This window comes from Pseudomonas sp. TNT3 (assembly GCF_010095445.2).
Taxonomy (GTDB): domain Bacteria; phylum Pseudomonadota; class Gammaproteobacteria; order Pseudomonadales; family Pseudomonadaceae; genus Aquipseudomonas.
In genome coordinates, this window is record NZ_WFGV02000003.1 from 40,443 (window position 1) to 55,217 (window position 14,775).

At 57.9% G+C, this 14,775-nt stretch carries 11 protein-coding genes; 3 read left to right on the forward strand and 8 right to left on the reverse strand.

What is annotated here, in order from left to right; translation table 11 throughout:
* Positions 1-57: 57 nt before the first annotated feature.
* The 5 genes from GBC55_RS03075 to betI form a co-directional block, all read right to left on the reverse strand.
* On the reverse strand, positions 58-402 hold the full coding sequence (locus GBC55_RS03075; protein ID WP_162436170.1) for an AzlD domain-containing protein: 345 nt from the start codon (positions 400-402) through the stop codon (positions 58-60).
* Positions 399-1,118, reverse strand: a complete 720-nt coding sequence (locus GBC55_RS03080; RefSeq protein ID WP_162436171.1) for an AzlC family ABC transporter permease — start codon at positions 1,116-1,118, stop codon at positions 399-401. The genes GBC55_RS03075 and GBC55_RS03080 overlap by 4 nt, the downstream gene beginning before the upstream one ends.
* A gap of 488 nt (positions 1,119-1,606) precedes the next feature.
* Complete coding sequence (betA, locus tag GBC55_RS03085) at positions 1,607-3,310, reverse strand: choline dehydrogenase (protein ID WP_162436172.1); 1,704 nt, start codon at positions 3,308-3,310, stop codon at positions 1,607-1,609.
* Between the two features lie 212 nt (positions 3,311-3,522).
* Positions 3,523-4,995, reverse strand: a complete 1,473-nt coding sequence (betB, locus tag GBC55_RS03090; protein WP_162436173.1) for a betaine-aldehyde dehydrogenase — start codon at positions 4,993-4,995, stop codon at positions 3,523-3,525.
* 110 nt (positions 4,996-5,105) lie between these two features.
* Positions 5,106-5,699 (reverse strand): transcriptional regulator BetI, encoded by a 594-nt coding sequence (gene betI, locus GBC55_RS03095; RefSeq protein ID WP_162436174.1) that lies wholly within the window; start codon positions 5,697-5,699, stop codon positions 5,106-5,108.
* 322 nt (positions 5,700-6,021) lie between these two features.
* On the opposite strand from betI, the gene betT reads away from it, so the two are divergent.
* A complete protein-coding gene (gene betT, locus GBC55_RS03100; protein ID WP_162436175.1) occupies positions 6,022-8,019 on the forward strand; it encodes a choline BCCT transporter BetT in 1,998 nt (665 codons plus the stop codon).
* Between the two features lie 255 nt (positions 8,020-8,274).
* On the opposite strand, the gene choV is transcribed toward betT, so the two are convergent.
* The 3 genes from choV to GBC55_RS03115 all read right to left on the reverse strand — a co-directional run bounded on the left by choV (position 8,275) and on the right by GBC55_RS03115 (position 11,310).
* On the reverse strand, positions 8,275-9,453 hold the full coding sequence (choV, locus tag GBC55_RS03105; RefSeq protein WP_162436176.1) for a choline ABC transporter ATP-binding protein: 1,179 nt from the start codon (positions 9,451-9,453) through the stop codon (positions 8,275-8,277).
* Complete coding sequence (gene choW, locus GBC55_RS03110) at positions 9,450-10,295, reverse strand: choline ABC transporter permease subunit (RefSeq protein WP_109635476.1); 846 nt, start codon at positions 10,293-10,295, stop codon at positions 9,450-9,452. The genes choV and choW overlap by 4 nt, the downstream gene beginning before the upstream one ends.
* A 67-nt stretch (positions 10,296-10,362) precedes the next feature.
* Positions 10,363-11,310 carry a choline ABC transporter substrate-binding protein gene (locus tag GBC55_RS03115; RefSeq protein ID WP_162436177.1) on the reverse strand — a complete coding sequence of 316 codons (948 nt, stop codon included), beginning with the start codon at positions 11,308-11,310 and terminating at the stop codon, positions 10,363-10,365.
* Between the two features lie 437 nt (positions 11,311-11,747).
* Here GBC55_RS03115 and GBC55_RS03120 point away from each other — a divergent pair, with 437 nt between their 5' ends.
* Positions 11,748-13,124: an L-serine ammonia-lyase gene (locus GBC55_RS03120; protein ID WP_162436178.1), complete on the forward strand. Its 1,377-nt coding sequence runs from the start codon at positions 11,748-11,750 to the stop codon at positions 13,122-13,124.
* A gap of 540 nt (positions 13,125-13,664) precedes the next feature.
* Positions 13,665-14,768 carry a GlxA family transcriptional regulator gene (locus GBC55_RS03125; RefSeq protein WP_162436179.1) on the forward strand — a complete coding sequence of 368 codons (1,104 nt, stop codon included), beginning with the start codon at positions 13,665-13,667 and terminating at the stop codon, positions 14,766-14,768.
* Positions 14,769-14,775: the final 7 nt, after the last annotated feature.

Here is a 14,775-nt window from a genome sequence, read left to right on the forward strand (position 1 = left end):
GCGAACACTCAGTGGCGGCATGTTCGCGATCATTTCCTCTGTCGGGGAAATCAGATTTCAAGGGTCCAGAACGATGAGCGCTACCAGATAAATCGATAAGCTTAAAAAAAACGAAGGCAGGATTTTCTTTGTTGTGGCGACCGCGATAAAAGTACCTACGAGCAAGAACAGCTTCAGAGCATCTATAACTTGAAACTGCTCTATCAGTGTTAGTGCATCTCTCTTCCCGAACGCGGTGTCGTAAATAATAACCCCCAACATGGCTTGCGCGCTGTAGCTGATGAATCGATAGAAGGAACCTTGGGTTTGCGTGAGTGCCGCGCTATTTTTAAAAGCGAAAGGCAGAGCACGAAATGCAAAGGCGGTAAGGGCGGAGAATGTAATAAGAAGCCCGATTGTCATGCAGGAACTCGTTTTTTGTAATTGTTTTCAATCAGTACGATCAATCCGCCGATTATAAAAGGTGTGCATAACAAACTGTAATCCTTGAATAGGTAAACCAGCAGTGGAGCACCGATGAAGCCCATCCAATAACTTGATACTTCCGCATAATGAGGCCAATGCTTGCCGGCCAAGGCTGTGAACTGTAGCGGTAACAGGAGTGTCATGGCGGCAAAGATTAGCGGTGAGGCCAATCCTGCGCCGGCGATGAAACCAATATAGGTGCAAATAACTGATACGCCAAATATTGGCAGGCCTAGGCCGATAAAATAAGTGAAAGGGTGGTCGGTTCGACGTTTGAATCGTGTGAGACATCCGGTGAATATCGACGGTGTGATAAAAACCAAAGAAGCCATTATTTTTAGGGATGAAGTCTTTCTTATATAGGGGGTAAGTGTGGCGGAGAGCAGCACGAAGCGAGCATTGAGTGCCACAATGATGGGAAGCAATATCCATCCATCGTTATAGTTTTGTATGAGTAGGAACTGCAGCGGTGTAGAAAATATTAGCAGGGTCGTTGCGAGGGCTTGCCCTAGGGACAATGATTGCGTAGCGCTGAGAATACCAATTGATAAGTAAAGAAAAATGAATGCGACGCCAAACGTGATCGCGTCTCGTGCCCCCTCCTTGAATACGTTACCAGCTGAAACTCGAACGGATGAGTCGGGAGTAGGCATTAACAGGCCTCCCGCGTATAAGCTGTCTCATCCAGCGAGTAGTATTGCTTTCGAGGGCCTTTGCTTCGGAACAACAGTCGAGGAGTAGTGGTGAACGTCGAGTTGTTCGCTTGCTGGCGGGTGTGTGTGCCTTGGTTGTTATTTTTTTTCCACCAAGACCCAATGGCGCCACTTAAATAGCCGAAGTCCAGTGTAATTGCTTTTTCGTTGGATATTGTTTTTCGAAAGAAACTTATATCGGTATCGGAGCAGTGAAAAGCAATATTTTTCATAAAACTGTTTGGTGTCTGACTAAAGCGGGAGCGGATAATAGAAGAAGTTTTTTGTTGTGTGTAAATACAAGTGTTACTAGTTTTGTGAAGAGTTGATAAAAGGTTTTTAGTTGCTTGATATGAAGATTGTGGTTTGCTGCGCCAGCTTGTGCTAGACGAAAAAAAACCGCCAGCCTATGGAGGTTGACGGTTTTTCTGAGACAACGGCGCTAACTATTACTGAGCAGTAAGGCTCACATCCCGCATCGGCTTGCCACGCACCGGTGCATCACCGGCCACATAGTAATCAGCCGTGCTGCGCGGCAGAGGCTGGCGGCCGCGGATCTTGTCGGCGATTTTCTCGGCGATCATGATCGTTGGCGCATTCAGGTTGCCGGTGGTGATGATCGGCATGATCGAAGCATCGACCACACGCAGGGCTTGCATGCCATGCACACGACCTTCGCCATCGACCACGGCCATTTCGTCGGTGCCCATCTTGCACGAGCAGGACGGGTGGAACGCGGTTTCGGCGTGTTCGCGGATGAACTTGTCCAGCTGCTCATCGGATTGCACGTCGATGCCCGGGCTGATTTCCCGGCCACGGAAAGCATCCAGCGCCGGCTGCTGCATGATTTCGCGGGTCAGGCGGATGCCGTCGCGGAATTCCTGCCAGTCCTGTTCGGTGGCCATGTAGTTGAACAGGATGCTCGGGTACTCGCGCGGATCCTTGGACTTGGCCTGGATGCGACCACGGCTCGGCGAACGCATGGAACCCATGTGCGCCTGAAAACCGTGCTCTTTCACACCGTTGCTGCCGTTGTAGTTAATGGCAACCGGCAGGAAGTGGTACTGGATGTTCGGCCAATCGAAATCTTCGCGAGTACGGATGAAACCGCCCGCTTCAAACTGATTACTCGCGCCGATGCCGGTGCCGTTGAACAGCCACTCGGCGCCAATGGCTGGCTGGTTGTACCAGAGCAGCGACGGGTACAGCGAGACCGGTTGGGTGCACGCGTATTGCAGGTACAGCTCAAGGTGATCCTGCAGGTTTTCACCGACGCCTGGCAGGTCGTGGACCACCGGGATGTCGAGCTTGTTCAGCAGTTCGGCCGGGCCGACGCCGGAGCGTTGCAGAATCTGCGGCGAGGCGATGGCGCCGGAGCACAGCAGCACTTCCTTGCGAGCGCGGGCTTCAATGCGCTCTTCAGCCGCGCCGATCAGGTAACGCACACCCACTGCACGTTTGCCTTCAAACAGGATCTTGTCGGTCAGGGCGTGGGTGACGATGGTCAGGGTCGAGCGCTTTTTGGCCGTGTCCAGGTAACCGCGAGCGGTGCTGGCGCGACGACCGTTCGGCGTCACGGTACGGTCCATCGGGCCGAAACCTTCCTGCTGATAACCGTTGAGGTCTTCGGTGCGCGGGTAACCGGCTTGCACGCCTGCTTCAACCATCGCATGGAACAACGGGTTGTTGCCCGCTTTCGGCGTGGTCACGCTGACCGGACCGTCGCCACCGTGGTAGTCGTTCGGACCGATGTCGCGGGTTTCGGCCTTGCGGAAATACGGCAGGCAGTTCAGGTAGTCCCAGTCTTCAAGACCTGGCAGTTTGGCCCAGTTGTCGTAGTCCATCGCGTTGCCGCGGATGTAGCACATGCCGTTGATCAGCGAAGAACCACCCAGGCCCTTGCCGCGACCGCATTCCATCCGGCGGCCGTCCATGTGTGGCTCTGGATCGGTTTCGTAGGCCCAGTTGTAGCGACGGCCTTGCAGCGGAAACGCCAAGGCGGCGGGCATTTGCGTGCGGAAGTCCAGACGGTAATCCGGCCCGCCTGCTTCGAGCAGCAGGACGGTGACGCCTTCGTCTTCAGTCAGACGGGTCGCCAGGGTATTACCGGCCGAGCCGGCACCGATGATGATGTAATCGAATTCTTGGGACATTGAATGCACCCTCTTTGAAGTTGGTTCAGGTCGCGGTGACCGAGCTGCCACCTACTTGTGGCGAGGGAGCTTGCTCCCGCTCGGCTGCACAGCAGTCGCAAAATCAGCGACCGTGTTCTGACTGAAGGGATGCGGTGCCTGGAGTGGGGCTGCTTCGCAGCCCAGCGGGAGCAAGCTCCCTCGCCACAATGGCCGCTCCGCACCGCGTCAGATCAGAACACCGAGGCGTAATCGCCCAGTTCGACCTGTACCGATTTGATGCGTGTGAAGTTGTTCAGCGAGCTGATGCCGTTTTCACGGCCCACGCCCGACTGTTTGTAGCCACCGACCGGCATCTTGGCGTCGGACTCGCCCCAGGCGTTGATCCAGCAGATACCGGCTTCCAGTTGATGAATCACGCGGTGGGCGCGGTTCAGGTCCTTGGTGACGATACCGGCAGCCAGGCCGAAATCAGTGTCGTTGGCACGACGGATCACTTCGTCTTCGGTGTCGTAGGTCAGGATCGCCATGACCGGGCCGAAGATTTCTTCGCGAACGATGGTCATCTCGTCGGTGCAGTCGGTGAACACGGTCGGTGCCACAAATGCGCCTTTGGCCAGGTCGCCTTCGGTCAGACGGCTGCCGCCGCACAGGACGCGAGCGCCTTCTTCCTTACCTTTGGCGATGTAACCCAGCACGCTTTCCATGTGGGCAAAGCTGACCAGCGGGCCGAAGTTGGTGTTCTCGTCTTCCGGGTTGCCGATGCGGATGCGCGCTACGCGCTCAGCGATCTTGGCTTCGAAGGCCGCTTTCAGGTGAGTCGGTACGAACACGCGAGTGCCGTTGGTGCAGACCTGACCGGAGCTGTAGAAGTTGGCCATCATGGCCGTGTCGGCGGCGCGATCGAGGTCGGCGTCGTCGAAAATGATCAGCGGGGATTTGCCGCCCAGTTCCATGGTCACGTCTTTCAACGACGAGCTGGAAGCGCTGGCCATGACCTTTTTGCCGGTGTCGGTGCCGCCGGTGAAGGAGATCTTTTCGATGCGTGGGTGTTCGGTCAGCCAGGTGCCGACTTCACGGCCGCTGCCGGTCAGTACGTTGAACACGCCAGCCGGAACGCCGGCTTCGGTGTAGATCTCGGCCAGTTTCAGCGTGGTCAGGGAAGTGACTTCACTTGGCTTGAAGATCATTGCGTTACCGGCTGCCAGGGCTGGCGCGGATTTCCACAAGGCGATCTGGATCGGGTAGTTCCACGCGCCGATACCGGCCACAACGCCCAGCGGCTCGCGACGGGTATAAACGAAAGAAGTGGTGCGCAGCGGAATCTGCTCGCCTTCGATGGCCGGAACCAGGCCCGCGTAGTACTCCAGCACGTCAGCGCCGGTGACGATGTCGACGTACTTGGTTTCGGAGAACGACTTGCCGGTGTCCAGGGTTTCCAGGGCGGCCAGTTCATCGTTGCGCTCGCGCAGGATGTCCACGGCACGACGCAGGATGCGCGAACGCTCCATGGCGGTCATCGCGGCCCAGATTTTCTGGCCCTTTTCGGCGCTGACCACGGCGCGTTCAACGTCTTCCTTGGTCGCACGCTGGACGTTTGCGAGGACTTCACCGTTAGCCGGGTTGATGGCTTCGAATGTAGCGTCGCTGCTGGCGTCACTGTAGCCGCCATCAATGTAAAGTTTTTGCAGTTCGAAACGGGCCATAAAGTCCTCGCAAGAGCATCAGTAGGTTGGCGGTAACCACCGCGGTGATGCCATATGGTTGTGGCAACACCGATCGGTAGCAGTTCAGGGGTTGAGCGTTTATGTGTGCTCTAACTCACCTGCTTGGCCAATTGGATATCCATGTATTCGTAAGCGATCTGTTGCGCCTGCTCAGTGTCGAAAGCATCTCCCGACAGTGCGCCGCGCAACCACAAGCCATCAATGAGGGCTGCCAGGCCCCGAGCTGCACTGCGCGCGTCGTTGAGCGGCAATACACGGCGGAACTGGCAGCACAGGTTGGAATACAGGCGGTGATCGTTAATCCGCTGCAACCTGTGCAAAGACGGCTGGTGCATGCTGGTGGCCCAAAAGGCCAGCCAGGTTTTCATTGCCGGGCCATTGACCTGGCTGGCGTCGAAGTTGCCTTCGATGATCACCTGCAGATGCGCCCGCGGGCTTTCATCTGTCAGCGCCAGGCGGCGCGCGGTGACGTTCTCGCTAAGGACGCTCATCAGATACCGCATCGTGGCGGCGATCAGGCCATTCTTGTCCTGAAAATAGTGACTGATGATGCCGTTCGAGACACCGGCCAAACGGGCGATCAGCGCAATGCTGGCGTCCCCCATTCCAACCTGATCGACGGCCAGCAATGTGGCTTCGATCAACTGCTGACGGCGGATGGGTTGCATACCGACCTTGGGCATCTTGCACATCTCCTTAGGCCTTCCGGCAGACGTCGAACGTCTATCGGATTGAGGGCCAGTCTATTTTGTTTTGATTGAACGTTCAATCAACAAAGAATAAGCTCTGCGACAAATCGTCGCTATTTACAGATTTTTCCTACGTGTGAATGGCGATAAACCGACATCCAAAACCGCTCGAAACCTATACGCCACGGTGCTTCTGGGCTTTCGGGCATTTTCGGGGTGTCTTTATATCACCCGCCGGTCGGCTGCCAACTAACCGATTGGTCGGGTATCGCGTTGCCTTGTGTCCTTCTCTCGCACTGCCCGGAGCTTCTGTGCCATGAGTTCTGCCTCTCTAATAAAGACCCCACCCGAGAAGGTGACGGTCAACGGTTGGGTGTTCTACACCTCTACCGCGCTGGTTCTGCTGTTGACCGCCATTCTGATCATCGCCCCGCAAGAGGCGGGCAGGGTGCTCGGTATTGCTCAAGCCTGGTTGTCCCGCAGCTTCGGCTGGTACTACATGGTGGTGATTGCTGCCTATCTGGTATTTGTCGTCGGCCTGGCGTTTTCGTCTTATGGAAAACTCAAGCTGGGCAGCAAGGACGACACGCCGGACTTCAGCTACGGTGCCTGGGCGGGGATGCTGTTCTCGTCGGGTATCGGCATTTCGCTGCTGTACTTCGGCGCTTCCGAGCCGCTGGATCACTACTTCAACCCGCCGGAAGGCGTGGCCGCCAGCAACATGGCCGCTCGTCAGGCCGTTCAGCTGACATTCCTGCACTGGGGCCTGCATGGCTGGGCAATCTATGCGCTGGTCGGTCTGGCCGTTGCTTACTTTGCCTACCGTCACAACCAGCCGCTGGCGTTGCGTTCGGCGCTGTATCCGCTGGTCGGCGAGCGTTGGGTCAAAGGCGCGGCCGGCCATGCGGTAGACGGGTTTGGCATGTTCGTGACCCTGTTGGGCCTGGTGACGAACCTGGGGATTGGTTCGCTGCAAGTGTCCTCCGGGCTGGAAAACCTGTTCGGCATGGAACACAGCAACACCAACCTGCTGATCGTGATCATCGTGATGAGCACCGTGGCGACCATCGCCGCGGTGTCCGGTGTGGAAAACGGCATTCGCCGTCTGTCCAACCTGAACATCGTGCTGTTCAGCGGCCTGTTGATCTTCGTCCTGCTGTTCGGCCCGACCCTGCACCTGCTCAACGGCTTTGTGCAGAACGTTGGTGATTACCTCAACGGTATCGTGCTGAAAACCTTCGACCTGTATGTGTATGAGGGCAGTGCCGAGAAAACCGAACGCTGGATGGGCCTGTGGACCCTGTTCTACTGGGCCTGGTGGATTTCCTGGGCGCCATTTGTAGGCATGTTCATCGCGCGTATTTCCCGTGGTCGTACGGTGCGCGAACTGGTGGCCGGCGTGCTGCTGATTCCACTGGGCTTCACCCTGGCGTGGCTGTCGATCTTCGGTAACTCGGCGCTGGACCTGGTGATGAACCATGGGGCGGTGGAGCTCGGGAAGACGGCGCTGGAACAGCCGTCCATGGCGATCTACCAGTTGCTTGAGCATTACCCTGCTTCGAAAGTGGTGATCGGCGTGTCGATCTTCGTGGGTTTCGTCTTGTTCCTGACCCCGGCGGATTCCGGCGCGGTGATGATGGCGAACCTTTCGTGCAAGGGCGGCAATGTCGATGAAGATGCGCCGCACTGGCTGCGGATTTTCTGGTCGGCGGTGATCACCCTGGTGACCATCGGCCTGCTGTTCGCCGGTAACTTCGAAGCCATGCAAACCATGGTGGTGCTGGCCGGTCTGCCGTTCTCGGTGGTGCTGGTGTTCTTCATGTTCGGCTTGCACAAGGCCATGCGCCAGGACGTGCAGATCGAACAGGAGCAGGCGGAGCTTGCCGCGCGTGGTCGACGTGGGTTCAGCGAGCGTCTGACGCAGCTGGATTTGCAGCCGAACCAGTCGATCGTGCAGCGTTTCATGGACAAACAAGTCACCCCGGCGCTGGAAGAGGCCGCTGCGCAGATGCGCGCGCAAGGTCTGGAAGTTCAGACGCTGGTGGGCAAGTCCAAACGCTGCATGGGCCTGCGGATCGAGATGGAAGAGGGCAACCCTTTTGTCTACGAAGTGAGCCTGGATGGTTACCTGGCGACGCCGACCGAATCGGCTCAGTCCGATGAGACCCGCCAGCGTTACTACCGCGCCGAGGTGTACCTGCACAACGGCAGCCAGGACTATGACTTGATGGGCTTCACCCACGAACAGATCACCCGTGACGTGCTCGATCAGTTTGAAAGCCATCGGCAGCTCCTTGGCCGGGTGTATAGCTGAGACTTGAGGTAATGCGGTGCAAGCAGCTGCACCGCAGATCCATTGTGGCGAGGGAGTTTACTCCCGCTCGGCTGCGCAGCAGTCGTACACCCGGATAATGCGGTGTTTGTGAACCATTGCGGTGCCCGGTTTTGGGGCTGCTTCGCAACCCAGCGGGAGTAAACTCCCTCGCCACAGTAGTCCGCGTTTACAGCTCAATATCTGCACTAACAAAAACGCCGCGATCCTCTCGCGGCGTTTTTGTGTCCGGGGTCCTTACCCCAGGTTCTTGCCGAGCAGCGCGTGATACAGCTCGCTGTCCCCAAGAATGCCCACCACATGATGGTTGTCGTGCAGCACCAGCTTGTTCCCGGTCTGATAGCGAATCTGCAGCGCATCACGCATGCCGATGTTCGAGTCCACCAGCGTTGGCCGGCGACCCAGACCATCGACCGCTTGCCCCGGCACCCAGTTCTGCAGGTCAAGGCTCTCACCGTTCTGGCGGGCGCCCTTGATCGTGTTGCCTTCAGCCAGGTCCAGCCACGAATCGCCACCCGGATCGAGACAGACCGAGCCGTTGATGCGTTTGCAGTTATCCAGCGTGCGCATCAGGCTGCGACCGCACAGCACGTTCAACGGGTTGGTGTGGGCGACAAAGGTCCGCACGTAGTCGTCCGCCGGGTTGAGAACGATTTCTTCCGGCTTGCTGTACTGCACGATCCGACCGTCTTTCATGATGGCGATACGGCTGCCCAGCTTCAGCGCTTCATCAAGGTCGTGGCTCACGAACACGATGGTTTTGTTGAGCTTGCTTTGCAGTTCCAGCAGTTCGTCTTGCAGGCCCTGGCGGATCAGCGGGTCGAGTGCAGAGAACGGTTCGTCCATCAGCAGAATGTCGGCGTCCATCGCCAGTGCCCGGGCGAGACCGACACGTTGCTGCATGCCGCCGGACAGTTCATCAGGCTTCTTGTTACGCCATTGAGTCAGGCCCACCAGTTCGAGTTTTTCATCGACCAGTTTCTTGCGTTCCTTCTCCGGCCGACCCTGCATCTCCAGGCCGAAGCTGATGTTCTCGCGCACCGTCAGCCACGGCATCAGGGCGAACTTCTGGAACACCATCGCGATGCGCTTGGTGCGCATCATTTTCAGCTCTGCCGGAGTACAGGACGCGATATCGATCTGCTTGCCTTCGTGCTCCACAAACAACTTGCCACGGCTGACCGTGTTCAGGCCGTTGATGCAGCGCAGCAGGCTGGACTTGCCGGAACCGGACAGGCCCATCAAGACGCAGATTTCGCCCTTTTCGACGTCCAGGCTGGCTTTTTCAACGCCAACGATTTGTCCGGTTTTTTTCAGGATCTGGTCGCGCGTCATGCCTTGGTCGAGAAGCTTGAGTGCTTCTCGCGGGTCTTTGGAGAAAATTACGTCGACGTCTTCGAAGCGAATAATGCTCATGCGTCACCCCCTACTTTAGCGTCGGGTTGTTTGCAGATACGGTCGAGCATGATCGCCAGCAGTACGATCGCCAGGCCCGCTTCGAAGCCCAGGGCGATATCAGCAGTGTTCAGTGCGTTGACCACGGGTTTGCCCAGGCCATCGGCGCCCACCAGTGCCGCGATCACCACCATCGACAACGACAGCATGATGCACTGGGTGATGCCGGCCGCGATGCTCGGCATGGCGTAGGGCAGTTCTATGCGCGCAAGCAGTTGACGGCGCGAGCAGCCAAAGGCTTTACCGGCGTCCATCAGTTCTGCGGGAACATCACGAATACCCAGGTAGGTCAGGCGGATAGGCGCGGCAATCGCGAACACCACCGTGGAAATGAGGCCTGGAACCACGCCCAGCCCGAAGAGGGTCAGGGTAGGAATGAGGTACACGAAGGTCGGTACGGTCTGCATCAGATCGAGCACCGGACGCATCAGTGTGTAGAACATCGGTTTGTGCGCGGCGACGATGCCCAACGGCACGCCGATGACCACGCAGACCAGGGTGGCGAACAACACCTGGGCAAGGGTTTCCATGGTTTCCTGCCAGTACCCCAGATTGAGGATCAGCAGGAAGGAGGCGATGACGAAAACCGTCAGTCCCCATTTGCGTTGAATGAAATGTGCGAGGAGTGCGATAAGGCCGATCAATGCCAGCGGGTTGAACCAGGTCAGCGCAAAAGTCACGCCGTGGATCATCGTTTCCAGTGACACGGCGATGGCGTCGAAGGTGTTGGCGCCGTGTTGCGTCAACCATTCAACGAAGCCTGCGATGTACTGGCCTAAAGGGATTTTCTGATCAATCAGCATGGTAGTGAACGTCCGCATGCAAGGAAAAAACAGCCCGGACGACCGAGGTCGCCCGGCGTAAGCGATTTTACTGAGCGAGCTTGGCTTTCACGGCTTCCAGGCCAGGTTTACCGTCAATGGTGGTCACGCCAGCGAGCCAGGTATCGAGCACCTGTGGATTCTTTTTCAGCCAGGCCCTGGCGGCCGCGTCAGGCTTCATCTTGTCGTCCAGGACGTTGCCCATCAGCGTGCTTTCCATGTTCAGGGTGAACTGCAGGTTCTTCAGCAGTTGACCGACGTTGCTGCATTCCTGTGCATAGCCCTTGCGGGTGTTGGTGTAGATGGTCGCCTGACCAAAGTTCGGGCCGAAATAATCGTCACCGCCGGTCAGGTACTTCATCTTGAATCGAGTGTTCATCGGGTGTGGTTCCCAGCCCAGGAACACCACGGCGGTGTTGCGCCGCTGTGCACGATCGACTTGCGAGAGCATGCCTGCCTCGCTGGACTCGACCACCTTGAAGCCGGCGTCTTTGAGGCCGAAGGCGTTCTTGTCGATCATGCTCTGGATCAGACGGTTGCCGTCGTTGCCAGGCTCGATGCCGTAGATCTTGCCGTCGAGTTCTTTCTTGAACTTGGCGATGTCGGCGAAATCTTTCAGACCTTTGTTATACAACTCTTCCGGGACGGCGAGTGTGTATTTTGCGTTTTCCAGGTTGGCGCGCAGGGTGTCCACGGTACCGGCATCGCGATAAGCCTTGATGTCGTTTTCCATGGTCGGCATCCAGTTACCCAGGAACACGTCCATGTTCTTGCCGTCGGCCAGGGACTTGTAGGTCACCGGCACGGAAATCATTGTGGTTTTGGTCTTGTAGCCCAGTGCGTCGAGGACGACGCTGGTGGTCGCGGTGGTGACGGTGATGTCGGTCCAGCCGACATCGGAGAAGTTTACGGTGCTGCATTGGGCCGGTTCTGCAGCTTGCGCCAGAACCGGCAGACTAAGCATGGCGGCCAACAACAACGACGGGGAACCTTTCATTGACTGACTCCTTGGTGTTTTTTTTGGCAGTGTTCCGACTGGACCACCGCACTTATAGGTTGCGGTTGGATGGCGTTTTTGGGGACAGCTCTACCGCGGCGCCTTGCAATCGAGTCGATACGATCATGTACCAGTGAAAATCAGACGCCTACAGGGTGCGTCGTATCCAGTACAGGGAGGGTCGCATCCAGTGTCGGTGACGTCGTTTACAGCTTTTTTTAGCCCCCTTTGTTCCTCTGCACCGTAAAAAAACGGCGAAAACGCAGCGTGTACGACCTGCGGCGTTCGTGGACAAGAGTGCGTCGGTTAGAGACGCCGAACGACAGGGTAAAAGCCTGATGATGCAGCCATATCGGCGGATTGCAGCTTGAGCGTAGCAGCTCCGTCACTGGGCGCTTTTGCGTCTGGAGTTGGGCATATCCAGGAGTTCTGCAGTAATGGCTATCAGCGTTTTCGACCTGTTCAAAATCGGCATTGGCCCTTCCAGTTCGCACACTGTGGGGCCGATGCGCGCCGCAGCGCTGTTCGTGCAAGGTTTGCGCGAACAGGGTCTTTTGGAGCAAGTGCGGCGCGTCGAAGTTCAGCTGTATGGCTCGCTATCGGCCACAGGCATCGGGCATGGCAGCGACAACGCCGTGATCATGGGGTTGATGGGCGAGTGGCCGGACGCGATCGATCCGTCGCAAATCGGCATCCGCATCGCCACCCTGCGTGAAACCAATGAGTTGCTGCTGGATGGTCGTTTACCGGTGCCGTTCATGTGGGCGCGGGACATGCGCCTGATCGATGAGAACCTGCCGTTTCATCCCAACGCCATGACACTGATTGTCGAAGGCGACGCCGGCGAGCTGCACCGTGACACCTACTATTCCGTCGGCGGCGGTTTTGTCGTGGATGAGGCGCAAGCCAGCAGCGGCGTGGTGGACATGGATCGCACCGTATTGCCTTACGACTTTTCCAGTGCGGCCGAATTGCTCAGTCTTTGCCAGACGCACAACCTGCGCGTGGCCGAATTGATGTTGGCCAACGAGAAGGTCTGGCGTAGCGAAGACGAAATCCGCAGCGGTTTGATGAAGCTGTGGCGGGCCATGCAGGATTGCGTTGAACAGGGCCTCAAGCACGAAGGCATCCTGCCGGGCGGCCTGAACGTTCGCCGTCGTGCCGCCAGGTTACATCGCAGCCTGCAGGAACTGGGCAAGCCCAATGTCATCGGCTCGACCCTGAGCGCCATGGAGTGGGTGAATCTGTTCGCCCTGGCGGTCAACGAAGAAAACGCTGCCGGCGGGCGCATGGTCACGGCACCGACCAACGGCGCGGCGGGCATCATCCCGGCAGTCCTGCATTACTTCATGAAGTTCAGCGAAGCGGTGACCGACGCCAATGTCGTCGACTATTTCCTCGGCGCTGCGGCGGTCGGGATCCTGTGCAAGAAGAACGCGTCAATCTCCGGTGCCGAAGTCGGCTGCCAGGGGGAAGTCGGATCCGCCTGCGCAATGGCGGCGGCCGGCCTGGCGGAGATTCTCGGCGCGACACCAGAACAACTGTGCAACGCGGCGGAAATCGGCCTGGAGCACAACCTCGGTCTGACTTGCGACCCGGTGGGTGGGCTGGTGCAGGTGCCGTGCATCGAGCGCAATGCGATTGCGGCGGTGAAAGCGATCAATGCGGCGCAAATGGCGTTGCGTGGGGATGGTCAGCACTTTATCTCGCTGGACCGGGTAATCCGCACCATGCGTGATACGGGGGCGGACATGCATGACAAATATAAAGAGACATCGCGGGGCGGGTTGGCGGTGAGTGCGGTTGAGTGTTGAGACCGCGTTGATCCTATCGCTGGCAAGCCAGCTCCCACAGGGATCTTTGGTATGAAACAGATTCCAGGCACACCGAAAAACCTGTGGGAGCTGGCTTGCCAGCGATAGCGTCCCACCAGTCAAAACTGCGCGCTAACTGAACACCCGATCCAAAACGCGCCACCTTTTGGCGCGTCGCTTACAGATAAGCGCCTTGCCTGAGATCCGGGATCCAGGTTGACCATTACCGCCTGTCACCTGTGCTTGTGGTGACACTCTTTCAGAACGCGCCGTAGCCCTGTTCCCACAAGTGCTACCGATTTGCTCACACGCATCGGGGCAGCGCACTTGCCTCGCCTGATGGCACTTTTAAACCCTACTCCCCGCGCGTCATATCCAGACACATCCCGACGTCGTTTTCAGGAGTTATTGAACGCGCATTCAATTTTAGGCATGGCAATTGCTCTGTCATTACAAAGCCCGTCTCCCACGCGAGAACGATGGCAATAACAAGAGCCTCCGCCTGAGGCCATCACCCGCTTTGTGTGAGGAGATACCGCGATGACGACGTCCAACTCCGGGGCCCAACCCCAGAACCGTGCGCCTCAATCCATCGGCTTTTTGCTGCTGGACAATTTCACGCTGATTTCTCTGGCCTCCGCAGTGGAACCCCTGCGCATGGCCAACCAATTGTCCGGTCGCGAGCTGTATCGCTGGACCACACTTACCGTGGATGGCGGTCAGGTCTGGGCCAGTGACGGTCTGCAGATCACCCCCGATTGCTCCATGCACAAAGCCCCGGCGCTCGACACCATCATTGTCTGCGGCGGCATCGGCATTCAGCGCACTGTCACCCGTGAGCACGTGTCGTGGTTGCAAAGCCAGGCGCGTCAGTCCCGTCGTCTCGGTGCGGTCTGCACCGGCAGCTGGGCCCTGGCGTGCGCCGGCCTGCTGGACGGTTTTGATTGCAGCGTGCACTGGGAATGCCTGGCCTCGATGCAGGAAGCGTTTCCGCGTGTGGCCATGAGCACTCGACTGTTCACCCTCGACCGTAACCGCTTCACCAGCTCAGGCGGCACTGCGCCGCTGGACATGATGCTGCACCTGATCAGCCGCGATCACGGACGTGAACTGTCGGCCGCGATCTCGGAAATGTTCGTCTACGAACGCATCCGCAACGAGCAGGATCACCAGCGCGTGCCGCTCAAGCACATGCTTGGTACCAATCAGCCGAAACTGCAGGAAATCGTCGCGCTGATGGAGGCCAATCTGGAAGAACCGATCGACCTCGACGAACTGGCGGTGTATGTCGCTGTGTCGCGTCGTCAGCTCGAGCGGTTGTTCCAGAAATACCTGCACTGTTCGCCGTCGCGTTACTACCTGAAACTGCGCTTGATCCGCGCCCGGCAGTTGCTCAAGCAAACGCCGATGTCGATCATCGAAGTGGCGTCGGTGTGCGGTTTTGTGTCTACGCCGCACTTCTCCAAGTGCTACCGCGAATACTTCGGCATCCCGCCGCGTGACGAGCGCGTAGGTTCCAATACCACGCAGCAAGTGGCGATGATGCCGCTGCCGCAAGCCTTGGTGCTGTCGCCGTTGTCGGGACCGTTGTCGGCGTTGAGTCAGGCGCGGAACGAGTCGACGTTTGCGAGTGTAAGGCTCTAAACCGAGA

Coding starts and splice junctions, on each gene's coding strand:
- GBC55_RS03075 (WP_162436170.1), bottom strand. CDS start 402: ATGACAATCGGGCTTCTTATTACATTCTCCGCCCTTACCGCCTTTGCA.
- GBC55_RS03080 (WP_162436171.1), bottom strand. CDS start 1,118: ATGCCTACTCCCGACTCATCCGTTCGAGTTTCAGCTGGTAACGTATTC.
- betA (WP_162436172.1), bottom strand. CDS start 3,310: ATGTCCCAAGAATTCGATTACATCATCATCGGTGCCGGCTCGGCCGGT.
- betB (WP_162436173.1), bottom strand. CDS start 4,995: ATGGCCCGTTTCGAACTGCAAAAACTTTACATTGATGGCGGCTACAGT.
- betI (WP_162436174.1), bottom strand. CDS start 5,699: ATGCCCAAGGTCGGTATGCAACCCATCCGCCGTCAGCAGTTGATCGAA.
- betT (WP_162436175.1), top strand. CDS start 6,022: ATGAGTTCTGCCTCTCTAATAAAGACCCCACCCGAGAAGGTGACGGTC.
- choV (WP_162436176.1), bottom strand. CDS start 9,453: ATGAGCATTATTCGCTTCGAAGACGTCGACGTAATTTTCTCCAAAGAC.
- choW (WP_109635476.1), bottom strand. CDS start 10,295: ATGCTGATTGATCAGAAAATCCCTTTAGGCCAGTACATCGCAGGCTTC.
- GBC55_RS03115 (WP_162436177.1), bottom strand. CDS start 11,310: ATGAAAGGTTCCCCGTCGTTGTTGTTGGCCGCCATGCTTAGTCTGCCG.
- GBC55_RS03120 (WP_162436178.1), top strand. CDS start 11,748: ATGGCTATCAGCGTTTTCGACCTGTTCAAAATCGGCATTGGCCCTTCC.
- GBC55_RS03125 (WP_162436179.1), top strand. CDS start 13,665: ATGACGACGTCCAACTCCGGGGCCCAACCCCAGAACCGTGCGCCTCAA.